This is a genomic window from Pollutibacter soli (genome assembly GCA_029269725.1).
GTDB lineage: Bacteria > Bacteroidota > Bacteroidia > Chitinophagales > Chitinophagaceae > Pollutibacter > Pollutibacter soli.
The window spans coordinates 101,093-119,348 of sequence record JARJHS010000008.1 but is presented as its reverse complement, the minus strand read 5'-3'; the positions used below and the strand labels follow the sequence as shown (position 1 = coordinate 119,348).

At 41.7% G+C, this 18,256-nt stretch carries 17 protein-coding genes; 5 read left to right on the top strand and 12 right to left on the bottom strand.

Annotation, left to right across the window (positions count from 1 at the left end; all coding sequences use genetic code 11):
• Positions 1-87 precede the first annotated feature (87 nt).
• The 6 genes from P2W82_RS18590 to P2W82_RS18565 form a co-directional block, all read right to left on the bottom strand.
• The gene (locus P2W82_RS18590; RefSeq protein WP_336517433.1) at positions 88-594 is read right to left on the bottom strand and encodes a cupin domain-containing protein; all 507 of its coding nucleotides are present in this window, start codon (positions 592-594) and stop codon (positions 88-90) included.
• 400 nt (positions 595-994) lie between these two features.
• A complete protein-coding gene (locus P2W82_RS18585; protein ID WP_336517432.1) occupies positions 995-1,645 on the bottom strand; it encodes an outer membrane beta-barrel protein in 651 nt (216 codons plus the stop codon).
• A gap of 132 nt (positions 1,646-1,777) precedes the next feature.
• The gene (locus P2W82_RS18580) at positions 1,778-2,080 is read right to left on the bottom strand and encodes a transposase (RefSeq protein WP_336517431.1); all 303 of its coding nucleotides are present in this window, start codon (positions 2,078-2,080) and stop codon (positions 1,778-1,780) included.
• A 374-nt stretch (positions 2,081-2,454) separates the two neighbouring features.
• Complete coding sequence (locus P2W82_RS18575) at positions 2,455-3,573, bottom strand: DUF2911 domain-containing protein (RefSeq protein ID WP_336517430.1); 1,119 nt, start codon at positions 3,571-3,573, stop codon at positions 2,455-2,457.
• A 494-nt stretch (positions 3,574-4,067) separates the two neighbouring features.
• Entirely contained in the window at positions 4,068-5,150 is a 1,083-nt protein-coding gene (locus P2W82_RS18570; protein WP_336517429.1) for a hypothetical protein, read from the bottom strand.
• 239 nt (positions 5,151-5,389) lie between these two features.
• Positions 5,390-5,719 carry a YtxH domain-containing protein gene (locus P2W82_RS18565; RefSeq protein WP_336517428.1) on the bottom strand — a complete coding sequence of 110 codons (330 nt, stop codon included), beginning with the start codon at positions 5,717-5,719 and terminating at the stop codon, positions 5,390-5,392.
• A gap of 158 nt (positions 5,720-5,877) precedes the next feature.
• Here P2W82_RS18565 and P2W82_RS18560 point away from each other — a divergent pair, with 158 nt between their 5' ends.
• Complete coding sequence (locus tag P2W82_RS18560; protein ID WP_336517427.1) at positions 5,878-6,186, top strand: DUF3817 domain-containing protein; 309 nt, start codon at positions 5,878-5,880, stop codon at positions 6,184-6,186.
• A 394-nt stretch (positions 6,187-6,580) separates the two neighbouring features.
• Here the strand turns inward: P2W82_RS18560 and P2W82_RS18555 are convergent, their stop codons facing one another.
• On the bottom strand, positions 6,581-7,102 hold the full coding sequence (locus P2W82_RS18555) for a YdeI/OmpD-associated family protein (protein WP_336517426.1): 522 nt from the start codon (positions 7,100-7,102) through the stop codon (positions 6,581-6,583).
• Between the two features lie 92 nt (positions 7,103-7,194).
• On the opposite strand from P2W82_RS18555, the gene P2W82_RS18550 reads away from it, so the two are divergent.
• Positions 7,195-8,415, top strand: a complete 1,221-nt coding sequence (locus P2W82_RS18550; RefSeq protein WP_336517425.1) for a DEAD/DEAH box helicase — start codon at positions 7,195-7,197, stop codon at positions 8,413-8,415.
• 370 nt (positions 8,416-8,785) lie between these two features.
• Here the strand turns inward: P2W82_RS18550 and P2W82_RS18545 are convergent, their stop codons facing one another.
• The 3 genes from P2W82_RS18545 to clpB form a co-directional block, all read right to left on the bottom strand.
• On the bottom strand, positions 8,786-9,910 hold the full coding sequence (locus tag P2W82_RS18545; protein ID WP_336517424.1) for a hypothetical protein: 1,125 nt from the start codon (positions 9,908-9,910) through the stop codon (positions 8,786-8,788).
• 400 nt (positions 9,911-10,310) lie between these two features.
• The gene (locus P2W82_RS18540; protein ID WP_336517423.1) at positions 10,311-10,865 is read right to left on the bottom strand and encodes a DsbA family protein; all 555 of its coding nucleotides are present in this window, start codon (positions 10,863-10,865) and stop codon (positions 10,311-10,313) included.
• Positions 10,866-11,054: 189 nt separating this feature from the next.
• The gene (gene clpB / locus P2W82_RS18535; protein ID WP_336517422.1) at positions 11,055-13,670 is read right to left on the bottom strand and encodes an ATP-dependent chaperone ClpB; all 2,616 of its coding nucleotides are present in this window, start codon (positions 13,668-13,670) and stop codon (positions 11,055-11,057) included.
• Positions 13,671-13,751: 81 nt separating this feature from the next.
• On the opposite strand from clpB, the gene P2W82_RS18530 reads away from it, so the two are divergent.
• Genes P2W82_RS18530 through P2W82_RS18520 form a run of 3 tightly spaced genes read left to right on the top strand, consistent with a single transcriptional unit; the run spans position 13,752 to position 16,239 of the window.
• Entirely contained in the window at positions 13,752-14,777 is a 1,026-nt protein-coding gene (locus P2W82_RS18530; RefSeq protein ID WP_336517421.1) for a serine hydrolase domain-containing protein, read from the top strand.
• Positions 14,778-14,837: 60 nt separating this feature from the next.
• A complete protein-coding gene (queG, locus tag P2W82_RS18525; RefSeq protein ID WP_336517420.1) occupies positions 14,838-15,788 on the top strand; it encodes a tRNA epoxyqueuosine(34) reductase QueG in 951 nt (316 codons plus the stop codon).
• Positions 15,766-16,239 carry a YdeI/OmpD-associated family protein gene (locus tag P2W82_RS18520; RefSeq protein WP_336517419.1) on the top strand — a complete coding sequence of 158 codons (474 nt, stop codon included), beginning with the start codon at positions 15,766-15,768 and terminating at the stop codon, positions 16,237-16,239. The genes queG and P2W82_RS18520 overlap by 23 nt, the downstream gene beginning before the upstream one ends.
• 124 nt (positions 16,240-16,363) lie before the next feature.
• On the opposite strand, the gene P2W82_RS18515 is transcribed toward P2W82_RS18520, so the two are convergent.
• Positions 16,364-16,951: a hypothetical protein gene (locus P2W82_RS18515; RefSeq protein ID WP_336517418.1), complete on the bottom strand. Its 588-nt coding sequence runs from the start codon at positions 16,949-16,951 to the stop codon at positions 16,364-16,366.
• Positions 16,952-16,956: 5 nt separating this feature from the next.
• Complete coding sequence (locus P2W82_RS18510; protein ID WP_336517417.1) at positions 16,957-18,237, bottom strand: LVIVD repeat-containing protein; 1,281 nt, start codon at positions 18,235-18,237, stop codon at positions 16,957-16,959.
• Positions 18,238-18,256: the final 19 nt, after the last annotated feature.

Below are 18,256 nucleotides of genomic sequence, written 5' to 3'. Positions count from 1 at the left end.
ACCGCGGAAATACCAGGTCTTAAATTATCACAATCGCTAACAACCGCGTTAGCTAACGTTTAACGTTCAACGTTATACGTTTTACTTTCAACGTTTAGAGAATTTCCAGATCATATCAGTATACTTCGGGAACTGCTCCGACAGGTTTGCGGGATCGGCAATTTCAAAATCTTCAAAGCTGAAACCAGGAGCAACGGTACAACCGACAAAAGAGAAATGATCTGTATTGACGGGATGGGCAGCAAACCAGTGTCCTGCTTTTACTACCGCCTGAAAAACTTCTCCGTTTGAAAGATTTGCTCCCAATGTTATCAACTCAAAATTTCCCCAGGGATCGAGAATATAAATGTTCAAAGACGAACCGTAATAAAAGTGCCAAAGCTCATCGCTATGAATACGATGAAATGCGGAATATTCATTTCCCCGGAGCAGGTAATAAATCGCGGTTGAAAAGACTCTTTCCCCGCGAAAGCGAAGTGGTAAACATTCCTCCTGAAGAAACTCACTCGCGCGGTAGGTTTCAACAAAAAACCCTCCTTCCGGGTGTTCGGACATATGATAATTCTCAACGAGTTGTTCGGCTGTGATCGTCATGTTTGCCTGCTAAATTTAACCCGAAATTATTTTTGTTTGTAAAGAAATATTGCATTTCCTTTACACCCACCTGATCTAATACAAGTGTGTTTTGATTGCTAAGCCTATAACTTCACTATTATTTCCTTAGATTTTATTCAATTTTTTTGTTATTTATAGATTGTTCCCTGGTTTGATTAACCAACCAAAACCACTTTTAAGAAAAGTTCGGCTGATACCCGGACTTTTTTAATTTAGGAGCTGCTGTTTAAGTAAGAACATGCAGATTTAACGTTGTACGTATAACGTTAAAGGCCTGAATTGACTTCAAAAGCAGGCCACAATTAAAAAAGTTTCCAGCTCTGCATTGCTGAAAACTTTTCTGAAAATTATTTTTCGCTTATCGTGTACGTCGATTCAATCAATGACCAAGTTTGAAAGCCAAACCACCACCAAGACTGAATTGCCACAACGTGCTGTAGGTATCGAGATAAACAGGTCCCCACCAGCTAAAGTATACATCTCCGCCTGTCACACGTGATGATGACAACATCTGCGCCTGTAATTTCAATCCCATTCTATCGGATAACCAGATATTGGTTCCGAGTTTTGCACCCCATGCAAAGTTTGAAGTAGAATTCGATGCATTCTTGGAGGGAGCTTCAATGTTTGCAAGTACAACTCCTGCCATAATTCCTCCATAAGGTTCAAACTTATCGTTGCCAGTGTACATGTAACCATTACAACCTGCCATGATATAGTTCAGACCAACATTAAAGTTCTCGGTCTGAAGCGGATTTGCTGCACCATTTTTAAAAGAGGTCGGTGCCTTGGTATCTGAACGCTGATAAAGCAATTCAATACTGATCTGACTTCCAGGAAAATATTCAGCGCTGGCACCCCATTGAAAACTACCATTCACTTTACCGGTAAAAAAATTGTTGGCATCATAGTAACCATCAAAATTGTCCTGAAACGTATACGCCGCAAAACCATTTAGCCGGAATTTTGACTGCGCATAGGAAACGAAGATCATCGACAGAAAACCAGCCAGCAGAAACATCTTTTTCATAAACTCTAGATTTTGATTTTTAATAGCTTTTTCGAAATTCCCTTTTCAAGAGGCGGTGTTTTTCTTTTTTTTACAGGTATAGATTTTACGAAACAGAAATATCTTTAGTGACATCTCACTGTTTAATCAACATTATGCGTGATTTAATTTTTTCCATTCTTCTTCCCTCCGCATCAGCTCGAGTGCCTGGTCAGCAACGAGTTTTCTGAGTAATAGGTTTTCTTCTTTATACTTGTGCAATTCATCCCGGGTTTGAAAAAGCACAGCAGCTTTTGTTTGAGCCACAGTTTCAAATGCAAGCTGAAGTCGCCAGCGTGAGAAAGCACTGTATGACAATTTATATTTCCGCAGTACAGCATTGACTCCGATACTGCGAGCTTCTTCGAGAATTGCAAGCTTTTGTTGCTCGGTAAATTTTCGTCTTAGCCCCGCCATATTTCATTCTGTTTTCTAGGTAAAATATTTCGAACCCAACGCATTTTAATTATGAAAGAAAAAAACAGGTACCCGGAACAGTTTATCAGGATGAATTTACAACTGGTGCTGGCTAATAACGGGAGTTATTTGGATGTATGCAACTTCCCGGCTATTTAGGATACACCACATCTTTTCATAAGACACATCTCAGAAGGCAAGTAAGCCAAATCTTTTCATTTTTTTGAGGAATGCCAGCAAACGGGATGAGTTTACCGTTAAATGACTCATCGCCGCCAAAAAAAGAGACCGCCATCAGCGGTCTGCTTTATGATAAAGTGTTCCCTAAAGAGATCGTTCAAGACATGTTGAAATATGTCCGGAAAGTATGCCGTTCAGAGATTAATATCTTTCCCCGCCTGCAGATCGGTCATCATTTTTGCGATCTGGTCCCTATCAGCCTGGTTACGTGCCTGCGCTTGCGCAAGCTTTAAATATTTCAGTGCATTTTTATAATCGCCCTGTGCTGAATAAGCCCGGACAAGACCCATGTTAGTCGTATACACATTGGGGTGATTCTTTGCGTTTGTTTTGAAAACTTCAACAGCCTTGTCCTTTTTGCCCTGCGCAAGTAACTGCCTTGCATACTGATGAACTTCAACTTCATCACCCACTTTCATTGCCTGAGCCATTGCTGAATCTGCTTCCGAACTCCTGTTCAATGCATTCAGCACATCAGCCCTGGCTTTATAATTACTGAAATTCCTAACACCAAAGAATGGCCCGTTCAATGCATAGTCCGACCATTGCAAAGCTTCTTCCAGGTTCACTTTCCTGTTCACACAAAATTGAATGGCTTCAGCCCATACATCATTACGGAAGCCTGTTTGCCCCGTTAACTCACCGCGGTATAAATCGAGTTGATTTTTTACAGCATCCACCTGCACTGTAAATGGAAATGATCTTTTCTCCCACAGTAAAGCAATCACAGCACTGTTTTCTTTCTGATTCAGAAATTCGAAACTGAGTCTTTCCTGGCTTTCAGCTAACGTTCCTGTTTTCACCGGAACAGATAACACGTTCTCTTCAGGTTTATAGAAATAGGTTCCCCAGGCTTTGACGTTTTTATTAAAAATGATGTTGGCAGCATCTGGCTGTACATCTATCAGTAACGCATACTCGCCGGCAGCTAGTGGCTTTCCTTCAATGACAACATCCGTAGAAAATCTGATTACTGTATTTTCATTGGCCCCGGCTCTCCATGGAGCGGATTTTGCGATGCCAAAACCCGGATCGGTGTAGCCATAAGGAACCAGGTCGCCCCATATTTTCCCTTCGCGGCCTTTTACACCTGGTCGATTATAATGTATTGTAATATCGGTAAGGCCTACCTGCTCGTATACAGAGGCACGCGGATTACCGCCACTGGGAAGCGTGGTGAGTTGTGCATCTGCAAGTCCTGGCAGAATAGAAAAAAGAATAGCAGTCAGCCATAATCGGTTTGTTCGTTTCATTTTCGCATAGTTTTTCTGAAAATAGATAGTCCTGGGAAGAATGTCAGCGGGATTTACACGGAAGGCAGAAGGGGAACGATAGATAGTAAGTAGTGAGTAGTAAGTAGAAGGTGGCGGTTGTAAATGCTGTACAGCAGCTCAACGGAACGGGTTTAAATAGGGCATGCTGTTTAAGTGACGGCAGGCGGCGTTATCATTCGATTTCCTTCAACTATATTTCTACAAATCATACCTCTTCATCGAACAACCTGCCTTTGTCTCTGAATGCATAAGCATACCTGAGGGTATCTCTGATTTTCTCAATGAAGGCTGAATGAAGCCTTGCATCCAACAAATATTTCGCTGCTACATAATCGAAAAAGAGGCACGGAAAACCGCACCTCTTTGAATTTATTTATATCTGTAATAGAGCAATTCTATCTTTCGGTCATTCACTAACAATCGCAAGGCCTTTAAAAACTATAAACTCCTCCTTACTCCTCACTCCTGCTTTCCTACTGGTACTGAATATACAATGGCAATGGCTTCAGCTTCATCAGATCCTCCGGAGTCATCAGCACGTGCGGTGCTTTTTTGATATCATTTTTATAGAAGAGTTTGAAACCAGTGAACTGTACAGGCTCTTTGAAGATATGATTACGATAAGTTCCTTTCTTAAGTTCAGGCTCTCCCCATCCATCCATATGCATTACCACCTGCACTTCCGGAGTTGGTTTGATATTCTGATAGTTGGTCACCATACCTTGTGTGAAACGGTGAACCACCAGGATTTTAGGAGGAAGATTATTTTCTTTTACCAGTCTGGTCATAAAATCGATGCTAAAGTTAATATCTGAGGCATCAAATACACCTATTACTGCTCCTGGTTTCTGTCCACCTTTCATAGAGAACTCAGGATCGATACCAAGATGCACATTGGGCTTCTTAAGGTACTCCACCAGTTCAGGAACTTCTTCCTGCAGTGAACCCAGACCAACCTGGATATCAAGAAATACAATTGCGTTGATTTCATCAGCCATTTTCAGGATCGTATCGATCTGGTTAAAGGGCATACGTAAACGATATTTACCTGCCTTACCAGGTGAACCCTGTGCTGTAACAGCGATATAATGAAGTGCAGGTTGAACGGGGGTATTGGGATCAGCTTTCTCCCATTTTGCTACCTCACCTTTCAGCTTCGCAAACATTTCGTTTTTCGGTAATTCACCAAGAATACCCATCTGTTTTGAGTACAGATTGCCGTAATAAGCAATTACCCTTTTAAATGGAAGAATAGAACCCTCCAGTGGCATCGGCGTTTTCGCGGGCCATTTTCCGGAGCTGTCTCCATTCAGCATATGATTCAATGCTGTTTCGTAGCTCGCAACATCGGCGACAGGTGCAGCCGGCGGCGGTGTTGCAACCACAGCGGAAACTGAATCTGTTATTTTGGCAACAGCTGTATCGGCATGATTCTCACTACCGGAAACATTTCCGCAGCTGTTGAACGTCAGTAAAGACAATGATAAAGAAGCAAAACCAGCAGAATATATTATTCTGGTTTGGGCAGACCTTTTTCTCAGGGACATTGATTTCATAACAGGCATTTTCATGGACAGAAGATTTGTTATTAACGGGTTACCTCTTGCTTTATTTTAATCACCCGCAATTAAAAACGTATAATCAGATGCAGTAATATCAAACCTCGTTCCAACTATTTAAAGGGCGCAAATATACTGGCTGCAGGATTAAGTGCAGAAAAACAGCATCAACTTTCTGCAAATAAAAAAGCTGGCCTGATGTGATCGGCCAGCCTTTAAGTCAGACAGTAGATAAATCAAGCCTGTTTTGGCTTTTCTTCATCGTTACCATCAAACCTGTCTACTACTTTATCCCATAATTTTTGTGCGCCATCTTTGAGATCTTCCAGCTTATCCTTTGCATCTGCATAGAGTTCACTGTTTTTAGCTTTATCCCAAAGTTCTTCAGCTTTGTCTTCAAGTTTTTCCCAGGTGTCTTCAGCTTTATCGCTCACTTTTTCCCAGGCATCACCAGCTTTCTCTGCCAGGTTTCCTGCGGAAGTAGTCAGTCTATCAGTGAAAGATTCCTCTGCTTGAATTTTTTCAGTTCCGTCCGTAGCCGGTTGTTTAGTCGGATTTTCAGACATTTTTAACTTTTTAAAATTTGAAAATAACTACAAAAGAGCCCGGAGAGTGTTTCGGGGAACGGAAAACGTTTGTATTGGAAATATACGGATTCCGCAGTTTAAAACCGGAGCAGCAGAAAGATTTTTACTATTAACTTGCAGGCCGAAATAAACAGTACATGAAGACTGCATTGTCAAGACTCAGGATTATTGGAAATCTCGAAGGTGTTTCTTACCTGTTATTGCTGGGAATTGCCATGCCATTGAAATATTTCGGAGGATATCCTGAAGCTGTGAAGTACACCGGATGGCTACACGGACTACTGTTTGTTGCTTTTATTTTTGCATTGGCAGATGTAATGATTAGCCGAAAATGGTCGTTGAAGAAAACAGCAATCGCTTTTATTTCTTCACTGCTCCCCTTCGGTACTTTTTTACTCGATAAACCATTGAAAGCAGAAGAAAAGGCCGCCCAGGCAACAGGATAGTTAATGGTTTTTTTGAGCCTTACTTTCAAATTTAATGACTCATTTCCTTTGTCAGAAAAACTGGGTTAGTTGCTCCGGATTTTCAACTTTTTTCCGGTTGATTTTCACTTTGGAAAATGAAGATCTGCACCTGGAACAGGCTATACGCCCAGGTTATCTTCGATGTAAATGATGCCGGTATCATTTCAGAATATTGTTCGCCGCGGCGGACGGTAACATTGTCAGCTAACAACTTTCTGCGTTTACGCGTGGACGACAGATATAAACAGGTGACCCAGGAGACCCTGGTCATCTACTTTGTTTATATAAAGTTTTTTTCAAACGACAAATATCGAAAAATGGTATAAGTCTTTATGATACCCATTGGCCGCAACGAATAACATGTTCAATAAAATCATCTCTCCCCTTCTTCTTTTTTCAAAGCCCTCAACATCTCTCCATATTGCATTCCGTAGCTGAGCGCATTTACTGACTGGGCAATTCTTTTGACCCTTGTCGCATCTGTTTTTGCCGAATCAATCCATTTGATAAAATAATTCTGATGGGATTTTGGTAGTTTTTTCCATTGAACCAGGGATGCAGGTTCATCATTAAGACAATCCGAAAAGTCGTCAGGCAATGGAAACGGATCAGGATTGGCATCGAGTTCGAGAGATGCAACCAATTCTGCGCCTTTGTCTTTTCTTAGTTGTTTCCTGATTTCTTTTTTTAAAGGAAGAATAAAGTCACCACCACCAATGGGCACCAGGGCCATGGATTCGATCTCCAGCTTATCCAGTTTGCCTTTCACCCGGTAGGATTTGCGGCTACCCGGGTTGATCTTATCGGCTACTTTCTGTGGTATCTCGATATAAGTCCAGCAGGTTTTCTCTCCGTTGGCGTCGTACTTTTTAATCAATGCTTTAAAACGGATCATAAGAACAAATAGCGGCTCAAGTTAATATATTCTTGTGCAGTGGCGGAATTGGATTAACTTTACCGATCATTAAAACCCACCCTTATTTAAGCTTGAAGTTCTCCGAATTTAATTTCCACGAAAATATTCTTGAAAGTATTGCAGCCAGCGGCTATGAAGACGCTACCCCTGTTCAGGAACAGGTGATGCCGATCATCATGGCAGGCAAGGATGTTATTGCCTCAGCACAAACAGGTACTGGTAAAACAGCTGCGTTTTTATTGCCCTTGTTAAACAATCTCCTGACCGGCGAAAGCAATGATCATCATATCAGTGCGCTCATCATTGTGCCGACCCGGGAGCTGGCGATCCAGATCAGCACGCATCTGGACGGGCTCACCTATTTCACTTCGCTGAGTTCCATCGCGGTGTATGGCGGCGGCGACGGTCAGAACTTTGTGCAGGAAAAACAGGCTCTGTCCAAAGGAGCTGATATTGTTGTTAGTACTCCTGGCAAATTGATCGCGCATATCAATATGGGATATGTAAAACTTAAACAGCTGCAATACCTGGTGCTGGATGAAGCCGACCGCATGCTGGATATGGGATTTCATGATGATATCATGAGAATCATTTCCAATTTGCCGGAGAAACGACAGACATTACTTTTTTCTGCAACCATGCCTCCGAAGATCAGGACACTCGCACAGAAAATCCTGAAAAACCCTGAAGAGATCAATATCGCCATCTCCAAGCCTCCGGAAAAAATTAACCAGCAGGCATTTATTATTTACGAACCTCAGAAGATTCCATTAGTAAAACATTTGTTGAAAGACAGCCCATTTAAATCCATATTGATTTTCTGTTCAAAGAAACAGAATGTAAAACAGTTGACGCGTGATTTAAAAAGGGCCGGATTTAATGCGGAAGAAATTCACTCCGATCTCGAACAGCTGCAACGTGAAGAAGTACTTCGCAGCTTTGCCAACAAGCGCCTGCCTATACTCGTTGCAACCGATATACTAAGCCGTGGCATCGATATCGATCATATCGAGCTCGTTATCAATTTCGATGTTCCTCATGACGGTGAAGATTATGTTCATCGCATTGGTCGTACTGCGCGTGCGGAGACTGACGGTACTGCGTACACGTTTGTAACCGAAAAAGAACAGCGCAGACTGGCGATGATCGAAAGACTGATCGGGAGGGAAGTTCCCAAAGCCTCAGTACCTCCTGAATTAGGGCCTGTGCCATCTTATAACCCGGGCGGAAGTGGTGGACATGGCGGGAAAAAGAAAAAGTTTTTTCATAAGAAGAGGAAGGCGGGACAGTAAAGTCAATAGCATTCGGAGGTGAAATTTTAGCCTGCCCTGAAATTTGTTTTGCCAGAACCAACCAAGGAGTCGGTAATGCTAGTCTCTTCTCTCAATTCATCTTGAGATTGAGTAAAACTAATCAGTGTGCGGATATCATCCTGTACCCCACTATCAAGATTTGAAATGTTTTTAATTCCTTCAGTTGCGAGGTATATAGAAGCCAGTTGGTTTAAAAATAAATCCTGCTATTCACGTGTGTAAAAAATTGTTTCTCCAAGGCTTCGAACAAGCATTGCGAACCCTGTGGCTGTGCATCTATCATCCTTGTAGCCTTGTGTTCGAACGATGCATAACCTTTCTCCGGTAGAGCACCTGACGATGGTATATATTAACGCTTCCGTTTCGGAAGCGGTAAGTTTGGAAACGGCGGAACTGGCGGAGGAGGGTCAACCTTAAACGTCGAATCACTGGCCTTCAATTTTTCCCAAGCTTTTCTTACCTCGGCTGAATCATACATATGTTGATTTTTAATAGCAACAATACCTATTTTCCCTTTCTCATTTAGCATCGTATCAATTTCAGGTTCTATGGTATAGGCTATCTCTTTCTTAGGATCATTATAAAAAATTGAACTGGAGTCAATTTTTAAACTGTCTAATAAAATGTTTTCATTGATTAATCGCAAAACATCTCGTCTTCTAGTGAATCTTTTCCTATTACGAACAGCAAATAAATAATAATATTCTTTTCCACTGAAAAGGTCTTTATAATGGACAAATCCATAAGCAAACAAAAACAACCGTTCTCCACTTGCCATATCAATTTTAGCGGGCGTAAACTCCAGAAATCGCCTAAGATACAAAGGACGATCATTCGGAATGAACAAGTCTTTATCGGTATCTTCAAAATCTTCATATGCTTTATAAGGAACTACGGGATTAAATGTAATAGGCTCAAATCGAACCATCATGCTGGCTTCAATTATTCGAGCAGGCACCTTGCCAATATTTACTATTTTAAAAGTTACAGGCCAATCGCAATTCTCTGGACATGGATAGCCAATCGAATCAATTTGAAGCATCGGTCTGTTTTCTTTTTCAAATTGATCTCTAATATCACGTACACCCTCCTTTGCCGCGGATATTTGGCTCACACCAATCCAAAGAAGAACAACATTTATAACTGCGACGAAAATTGCTATAATGTTTTGAGTATAGGGATGCTCAAGCCAGAGCCAAAATCGATGATTTTCACTTTTTATTTTTCCATCATTTTCGATGCTCTCTTTGTGGCATTGTTGCTGTGAATTGTTTTCAGCTATGCCTTTATAATCGTTATCAGTTTTGCCTTCTTCACCAGTTGGAGTTCGTTCGGCAGGAAATGTCTTTTTTTCCGTAGTGTTTTTGTTCACTTTAGCTTGCGCCTGTGCGCGCTCTTTTTCTTTGCGTTCTTCTCCTTTACGTTTCCTTTCGATACGCAATCTCACAAGGCGCTGCTTTCTAGTTTCGGACATGAAATCCTGAAATTTTTAGGCTATTGATTAGTGTTAGCATATCTAATATATTAACAAATTAAGAATATGGAAAGAAATCCCTCAACGATTCTGGAGCAGTTCAGCCTGAACGATCGCTATTATTAGTGGATGATAAAGAAAAAACTTTGCTGCAAATTATAAGCAATGGACCAGTACATAATATTGCATGTTGATATGACAATTGTACCAAGATATTTTTAGGTTTATTTTCGATTCATTGTTCATAAATCATACGAAACAACGAATATCCTACTTAAATACTCGTTTAATTAATCATAAACGCAAAAACAAAATGCTGAACATCAACTGTATATCAGTAAATCCGCGCGTAAAAAAACCCGGACTTTCCTCCGGGTCTGTACAAAATCAAAACCATCCATCACGCTCTTTGTCTGCCGTTTTTCTGCAGATAGCCTTCAATGGCTTTACTCAGATGGGCATAGTCATTCTTGCCATGATACATTTCTCCGTTGATAAAAAAGGTCGGCACTTCGGTTACACCTAACCGTACGGCTTCAAGTACATCTTCACGCACCGTCCATCCAAATACCGAATCGACCAGGTTGGGAATAAAATTTTTATCAACAACACCGGCTTCAATAGCATATTCTCTCAGACTGATACTTCCCAGGTTTCGCCTGTTTTTGAAAAGAAGATCATGCATCTCTGCAAACTTTCCATGCTGCGCCGCGGCAATAGCGGCCTCAGCAGCTTTATGTGCTTTCTGATGAATCTTCGTCTGAGGAAAATGCCTGAAGTTGAATTTGACCTTGCCTGAATAATCTTCCAGTATTTTCAGCACCACTTCATGAGCTTTAGCGCATTCCTCGCTTTCATAATCACCGAATTCCACCAACGCGATCGGAGCATGCGCGTCTCCGGTCCAGAAGTTTTTCGAAGGAGTAATATCCAGCGACTTGTTTTTATGTGACATACTTTTTACTTTAAACTTTTTACTTTAATTCGTTTTTCGTTTTTCGTTTTTCGTTGATTGGTACACGTTCGCCGTAAAACGCACAAAGCCATCCACACAACTATGCAGATGGCTTTGGTTTTATTAATATTAAAATAGCTCTACCTAATCAGCGACTTACGTTCAACGTTCAACGTTCTACGTTCTACGTTAAACGCTTACTTTCTCTGCAGCTGCATCATTCCTGAACACGACAACACCGTCAAACACATCCACAACTACTGGCCTGCTCCTATCAATATCTCCGGTCAATATTTTCTTCGATAACTGGTTGACAATTGCCTTCTGAATCAATCTCTTCAAAGGTCTTGCTCCAAACTGCGGGTCAAATCCATTTTCTGCGAGGTAATCAATCGCATATTCACTGAACTGCAGGTTGATACCACTCTCCCCCACCAGCTTCTTCAGGTTTTCCAGCTGTATCCTGATGATATTCCTGATCTCTTTCTTCAGCAGAGGCTGGAACATGATGATCTCATCCACACGGTTCAAAAACTCCGGTCTTATAGTCTGACGTAACAAAGCCATCACTTCGACTTTCGCCTTCTCCACAGCCTTGTCAATATTGTTTTCATTCACGTCCTCAAACGCCTCCTGGATCAGGTGACTTCCGATATTACTGGTCATGATAATGATCGTATTCCGGAAATTCACTGTTCTTCCCTTGCTATCGGTTAATCTTCCATCATCCAGCACCTGCAGTAAAATATTCCATACATCCGGATGTGCTTTTTCAATTTCATCAAGCAAAACCACGCTATACGGTTTTCGCCTGACCGATTCCGTTAGCTGACCACCTTCATCATATCCTACATATCCCGGAGGGGCACCCACCAATCTTGAAACGGTATGTTTCTCCTGGTACTCACTCATATCAATCCTGGTCATCATACTCTCATCATCAAACAGGTATTCAGCCAGCGCTTTTGCAAGTTCAGTTTTACCTACACCTGTTGTACCCAGGAAAATAAAGGAACCGATCGGCTTACGCGGATCATGCAAACCTGCACGGCTTCTGCGGATCGCATCAGCAACAGCTGTGATCGCTTCTTCTTGACCCACCACCCTTTCATGCAGATGTTCTTCCAGGTGAATCAATTTCTCTTTATCAGACTGCAGCATTTTTGTTACAGGGATACCCGTTGCTTTCGCTACGTTCTCTGCGATATCTTCTGCATCAACTTCTTCTTTCAACAATCTTTTATCGCCTGTTGAAGACAGCTCAGTTGTCAGCTTTGCAATCAGTTCTTCCTGCTGCTTGATCTTCCCGTAACGGATCTCAGCGACCATTCCATAATCGCCTTCTCTTTCCGCACGTTCTGCCTGTGCCTTCAGATTTTCGATCTCTGCCTTTGCTGACTGCACCTTCTCAACTAAATCTTTTTCTTCTTTCCATTTTGCTTTCAGCGTATCCTTCTCAACAGAAAGATTTGCAATCTCTGTATTGAGTTCTTTCAGTTTCACTTCATCATTCTCACGTTTGATAGCTTCGCGCTCAATTTCCAATTGTCTTATCTGACGCTCCAGTTTATCGAGCTCTTCGGGCATAGAATTCATTTCCAAACGCAACTTCGCTGCACTTTCGTCAATCAGGTCAATAGCTTTGTCTGGAAGAAAACGATCTGTAATATACCTGCTGGACAATTCAACAGCAGCAATGATCGCTTCATCTTTTATACGCACATGGTGATGTGTTTCATAACGATCCTTCAGACCGCGAAGAATGGATATTGCATCCTCCACGCTTGGCTCATCAATCATTACTTTCTGAAACCTTCTTTCCAGCGCTTTATCTTTTTCAAAAAATTTCTGGTATTCATTCAAAGTGGTGGCACCAATTGCTCTGAGTTCGCCACGTGCAAGCGCAGGCTTCAGAATATTTGCAGCATCCATCGCGCCTTCTCCACCACCTGCACCAACCAATGTATGTATCTCGTCAATAAAAAGAATGATCTCACCTTCGCTGGTGCTCACTTCCTTCACGACGCCTTTTAATCTCTCTTCAAATTCACCCTTATATTTTGCACCTGCTATCAACTGCCCCATATCGAGCGCATAAATGATTTTTGATTTCAGGTTTTCCGGAACATCACCATTAATAATGCGCATCGCCAAACCTTCTGCGATTGCCGTTTTACCTACACCAGGCTCACCCACAAGGATCGGGTTGTTTTTTGACCTCCTGGAAAGAATATGCAGTGTTCTTCTTATTTCTTCGTCACGACCTATTACAGGATCAAGCTTACCCTGGCGGGCAAGTTCATTGAGGTTCTTTGCATATTTATTCAATGCATTGAACTGCGTTTCCTGTGTCTGACTGCTAACGGTTTCACCCTTACGTAATTCTTTGATCGATGCGATTAACCCCTTCTCGTTTAAACCCGCATCTTTTAACAATTTTGCAGAAGCATCATTACCCTGCAATATCGCTAAAACAAGATGCTCTGGTGTCACGAATTCATCATTGAACTGCTTTAATACGGCCCCGGCACGCAATACCACACTGTTGGCGTCCCGACTAATCGATTGTGCAGGTTCACCACTTGTTTTCGGGAGTTTATTAATCAGTTCACCCAGTTTATTATCCACCAGGTTGACTGTTACATTATTCTTTTTAAGCAAATAATCGACAGGTGAATTTTCCTGTTCGAGCAATGCTTTCAGTATATGTTCCGTTTCAATATTCGGGTTCTGTGAATTAAATGCTAATTGCTGAGCTTGTTGTATCGCTTCAGCAGCCTTAATAGTAAAGTTCCCTAAATTCATAATCAAGTTTTAATTTGTACAGGTAACCTTTCTCAAATCATAAACCAATCATCATTGAAGGAAAATATGTCAGCCAATTCTATGTTAAACTGCCTCAAATTCAGTATTGTATTGGGTTTCATGCTATTTTTTCAGGTCAGCTCCGCTCAGCCGGATTCTGCACACATCGAATCGATCATCAAGCAAAATCAGAAACTGATCGGGAACGATATCGCTATTATCGTCAGTAAAGGCGGAAAAAATATCTACACCCGTGAAATTCCTGAATTCAAACTTAAAAACCCGGCGCCGGTGAACTCTGTCAGCCGCTGGTTTACTGCAGCGCTCGTGATGATTTATGTAGACGAAGGGAAGATATCACTGGATGACAAGGTTGGTAAGTATTTGCCGATTTTTAACACTTACCTGAAGGGCTATATTACGATCCGTCACTGTCTTGCAAATACAACTGGCATCCGTGCGGAGGCTGCAGGTATTATGAAACTCACAGAGAAAAAACGATTTGAAAGTCTCGAAGCCGAAGTAAATAATATCGTTTCAAAAAAAGATATACAGGACAACGCCGGTACGGCCTATTTCTACAGCGACCTGGGAACTGTTATTGCGGGGCGAGTATTAGAAGTTGTTGGCAAAAAGAGCTTTGATCAGCTGGCACAACAGAAATTATTTCGTCCGTTAGGCATGCGAAACAGCAGTTTCTATGCTGAAAAAGGTTCTGTTGATCCGGCAGCCGGCGCAAACAGTTCAGCATTCGACATGATGAATTTCATGACCATGCTGATGAACAATGGAATGTTCAACGGGAAAAAAGTACTCAGTGAAGCTTCAGTTGAACAGCTTTTGAAGAAACAGTTTACTGACCAGCCAGTAAAATATATTCCTAAAGAACTGGCCTCATTTATTCCCGTACCAGGAGCGTGGATCGAGGAAGCGGATGGATCCGGTAAACCCATCATTATCAGCAGTCCGGGTTTTTCAGGACCTATCCCCTGGATTAATTTTGGCAAAGGCTATGCGGCTGTGATCTTACCACAGAAAGAATTATCTGATGAAAAGCAGAAACCCATCATTCAGATCAGGAACGATATTGATAGTAGAATGAACTAGCCTTCCTCACATCATATTAACTTTGCAGATGCCGGCATTTAACAGCCGGCATTTTTTCATTTGCCAATAACTGCACATATTACCCGGTATATAAAGACACGTTCCTCTGAACTGGGCTTTTCTTATTGTGGTATTGCAAAAGCAGAAAAGCTCGACGAAGACGCAAGGCGCCTGGAAAACTGGCTAAATAAAGGAAGACAGGGCAGTATGAATTATATGGAGCGATATTTTGAACAGCGTGTGGATCCGCGTGTTCTTGTTCCGGGAGCAAAGTCTGTAGTGACTTTAATGATGAACTATTACCAGGCTGAAAAGCAAAACAAAACTTCGCCTAAGATTTCCCGTTATGCTTACGGAAATGATTATCATGAAGTCATCCGGGAAAAACTCAAAACTCTCTTACTTGATATTAATAACCTGGTTGGTGAAGTCCAGGGCCGGGGATTCGTTGATTCAGCACCGGTGCTGGAAAGAAGCTGGGCATTAAAAAGCGGATTAGGATGGATCGGAAAGAACGGAAACATCATCACAAAAAAGAATGGTTCTTATTTTTTTATTGCCACTTTGATACTCGACCTGGACCTCGATTACGATAATCCTTTTGCGGGAGATTTTTGTGGCACATGCACACGTTGTATTGATGCATGTCCCACAGATGCGATTCTTCCAAACAAAGAAATTGATGGAAGTAAATGCATTTCCTATTTTACGATTGAACTGAAGGATGCACTGATACCTGAAGAACAAAAAGGACGGTTCAACAACTGGATGTTTGGATGCGATACCTGTCAGGAAGTCTGTCCGTGGAATCGTTTTTCTACAGAAACTACTGAGCCGCAGTTCACACCCATCCCTGAAATTCTTAACTTCAATACGAAGGATTGGGAAGCACTTACGGAAGAAAAATTCCGTGCAATATTTAAACATTCGCCAATCAAAAGAACAAAGCTCGCAGGAATACAACGTAATCTTCGGTTTATTACAGATGATGGAAAAACCCATATTCAATAAAAAGGTAAAGCTCGAAAAATTCGACGGCAAAGGCGGTTGGACTTTCGCTCGTTTGAAAGGCATCAAAGTACCGAGGTCAAAAGGATTTGGCTGGATGAAAGTTAAGGGTTCCATCGACGGATATGTTTTTCCTACCTATAGCCTGATGCCAATGAAAGATGGCGAAATGTTTTTTGCAGTTAAAAAAGAAATCAGGAAACAAATCAAAAGAGAGGCAGGCGATACTGTTCATATCACGCTTTACATCAATACAGATCCTGTAGAAGTTCCCGTTGAATTTCTCGAATGCCTGCGCGATGAGCCGATTGCTCACAAAAACTTCTTCGCATTCAGCGATGCTGTACAGAAACAATATATCGACTGGATATCTGACGCTAAGAAAGAAGAAACGCGTATTTCAAGAATGGCATCCGCAGTAGAAAAAATCGCACAGAATAAACTGCTGACGTAGCAGAAAAAACCCACGTTATAAAAGATTTTTCACTTGTTTTATCCAAAACGGCTTTTGAACTTCGTGAAAGCTCCCAGGTATCCGATACTTGCAAGTATCGGATACCTGGCGGATTGCGGCGAAATTAAAACCGCCAGCCGATTTTCACCGACAGCCGTCTGTATTTGTAATTAAATTTTTCGTAAAGATCTTCTTCCGTCGGCCAACCCCAACCAACTTGCTGATATGATTTTGCCATTTCCTTCACCGAATATCCTGCGCTCAGGATCATAGCATTTCTTTTCCGAAAAGGAATCAGGTAGCCGGCACCGATATCATAGTAAATTCCACCGTCAGTACTTTGGTGGGAATACCCCCACATCGTTGCTGGTTCTTTCTTATACCAGGGGCCATTATATCCGATGTCACCATAAGCAAAGAAAGTTGCTCGACCAAGGTTAAATACCTGCCTGAAATCAGCGAACATGGGAACAGATCGCATACCATACCAATCGATCGCAACACCAGCGCCGATAAATGTGTTGTTTATACTGACGCCATTCACCGTCTGCAATCCTGCATGAACAGACTCAACACTGTGCAACAGGTTAAACGTGTTGTAACTCGCGAAATTCACTTTGACTTTTTTAGCAGGCTTTGAAGAATTCTGATCCTGCGATTTTCCCACAAGCGAAATTATCAGCAAAAACACAAAGCCCGGTATAATTCTCATGTGGATTAAAGTGAAATTTTACTGATCAGTTTCGGAGCAGATGGATCAGAATATTCATACTGGTACAGACCATCCTGTGCAACAACAAGTGCAACACCTCTCCATGCAATTACATCGTAGGTATCTTTTAATGAAATGGTGCTGAGAAGCTCCAAATTGTTACGGTCGGTTGCGTTAAATATTTTCAGGCCATCATCTCCATCGCAAATCAAAAGATAGTTGCCATCTTTTGACAAACCACGCGGATTTGTAAGTGGATATGTTTTCAACAGAGAAGGCTGCATGATATCCTTGATATCCAGTACATCCAGCTGATTGATAAAACCTAGGCACTCTGTGCCGGACCTTAAGGTAACATAAGCAAAATCATCGTCAGCAACTACGGGGTCACAGCTACGCGCATGCGAAAATGTGCCTAACTGCTGTGGCTCATCAGGATTGCTGACGCTGTAAATAAACATCCCGCTCATTGAGCCTATGAACAATTTATCTTTGAAAGGATAAATAGTTTCCACATCCCACCCCAACATGATGTCTTTTTTGAAATTCGGATCTTCTGCGTTGCTGATATTAAAAACATTAAGGTGAGAATTGGATACAGTGTATAGATTATTGTTCATCAGTGTGAATCTGGCCATTGATCCCCCCATACCGTAGGGAGAATTCGGCGAAGAATTACCATTTGAAAAATCTGCGTTGGCACAATTAGGACAACCTGAATTCAGCACCAGAACATCGGTTTTCATTGGGTTGATACCGAAAAAACCATCATTGCCGCAAGTCGCAACAACAGTGGTATCTCTTCTTTTCCAGTTAACAATCACGCGTGAAGAATCCTGCGCAAAGAATGTCGAATAAAATCGCTGAGGAAATACACCTTCTTTAACATTTTTCAATTTTACATCCAAAGGATTAGTGATATCAATCACCACCAGGTCAGTGTAAGCATCAGCATATAAATAATTTCCTTTTACGGCAAGATCGATGTTGCCCGGTATATCAATAAAGGCCACATTCTTCGGCGAGTAAGGGTTACTGTTATCAAATACATGTATTCCGCGATCTGGTTCGTTCAGGAAGATATAATTTCCGCGCAGGTAGAGTTTGCCTGCTTTTGTTACAGGAACAGGATCATTGCTTTTTATGTTGGCCCTGACTTCATCAGCAGTTCGATATTCCGGAGTGTAGAAACTGTAGGTGTGAGTACACTGATCCTTCAGGCAGGAGCTGAAGAAAAACATAGCAATGATTGCAGGCAGATAAATCCTGAAAAGTTCTTTCTTCATAAACAGCGGTTTGGTACTC

Coding starts and splice junctions, on each gene's coding strand:
- P2W82_RS18590 (WP_336517433.1), bottom strand. CDS start 594: ATGACGATCACAGCCGAACAACTCGTTGAGAATTATCATATGTCCGAA.
- P2W82_RS18585 (WP_336517432.1), bottom strand. CDS start 1,645: ATGAAAAAGATGTTTCTGCTGGCTGGTTTTCTGTCGATGATCTTCGTT.
- P2W82_RS18580 (WP_336517431.1), bottom strand. CDS start 2,080: ATGGCGGGGCTAAGACGAAAATTTACCGAGCAACAAAAGCTTGCAATT.
- P2W82_RS18575 (WP_336517430.1), bottom strand. CDS start 3,573: ATGAAACGAACAAACCGATTATGGCTGACTGCTATTCTTTTTTCTATT.
- P2W82_RS18570 (WP_336517429.1), bottom strand. CDS start 5,150: ATGAAATCAATGTCCCTGAGAAAAAGGTCTGCCCAAACCAGAATAATA.
- P2W82_RS18565 (WP_336517428.1), bottom strand. CDS start 5,719: ATGTCTGAAAATCCGACTAAACAACCGGCTACGGACGGAACTGAAAAA.
- P2W82_RS18560 (WP_336517427.1), top strand. CDS start 5,878: ATGAAGACTGCATTGTCAAGACTCAGGATTATTGGAAATCTCGAAGGT.
- P2W82_RS18555 (WP_336517426.1), bottom strand. CDS start 7,102: ATGATCCGTTTTAAAGCATTGATTAAAAAGTACGACGCCAACGGAGAG.
- P2W82_RS18545 (WP_336517424.1), bottom strand. CDS start 9,910: ATGTCCGAAACTAGAAAGCAGCGCCTTGTGAGATTGCGTATCGAAAGG.
- P2W82_RS18540 (WP_336517423.1), bottom strand. CDS start 10,865: ATGTCACATAAAAACAAGTCGCTGGATATTACTCCTTCGAAAAACTTC.
- clpB (WP_336517422.1), bottom strand. CDS start 13,670: ATGAATTTAGGGAACTTTACTATTAAGGCTGCTGAAGCGATACAACAA.
- P2W82_RS18530 (WP_336517421.1), top strand. CDS start 13,752: ATGTTAAACTGCCTCAAATTCAGTATTGTATTGGGTTTCATGCTATTT.
- P2W82_RS18520 (WP_336517419.1), top strand. CDS start 15,766: ATGGAAAAACCCATATTCAATAAAAAGGTAAAGCTCGAAAAATTCGAC.
- P2W82_RS18515 (WP_336517418.1), bottom strand. CDS start 16,951: ATGAGAATTATACCGGGCTTTGTGTTTTTGCTGATAATTTCGCTTGTG.
- P2W82_RS18510 (WP_336517417.1), bottom strand. CDS start 18,237: ATGAAGAAAGAACTTTTCAGGATTTATCTGCCTGCAATCATTGCTATG.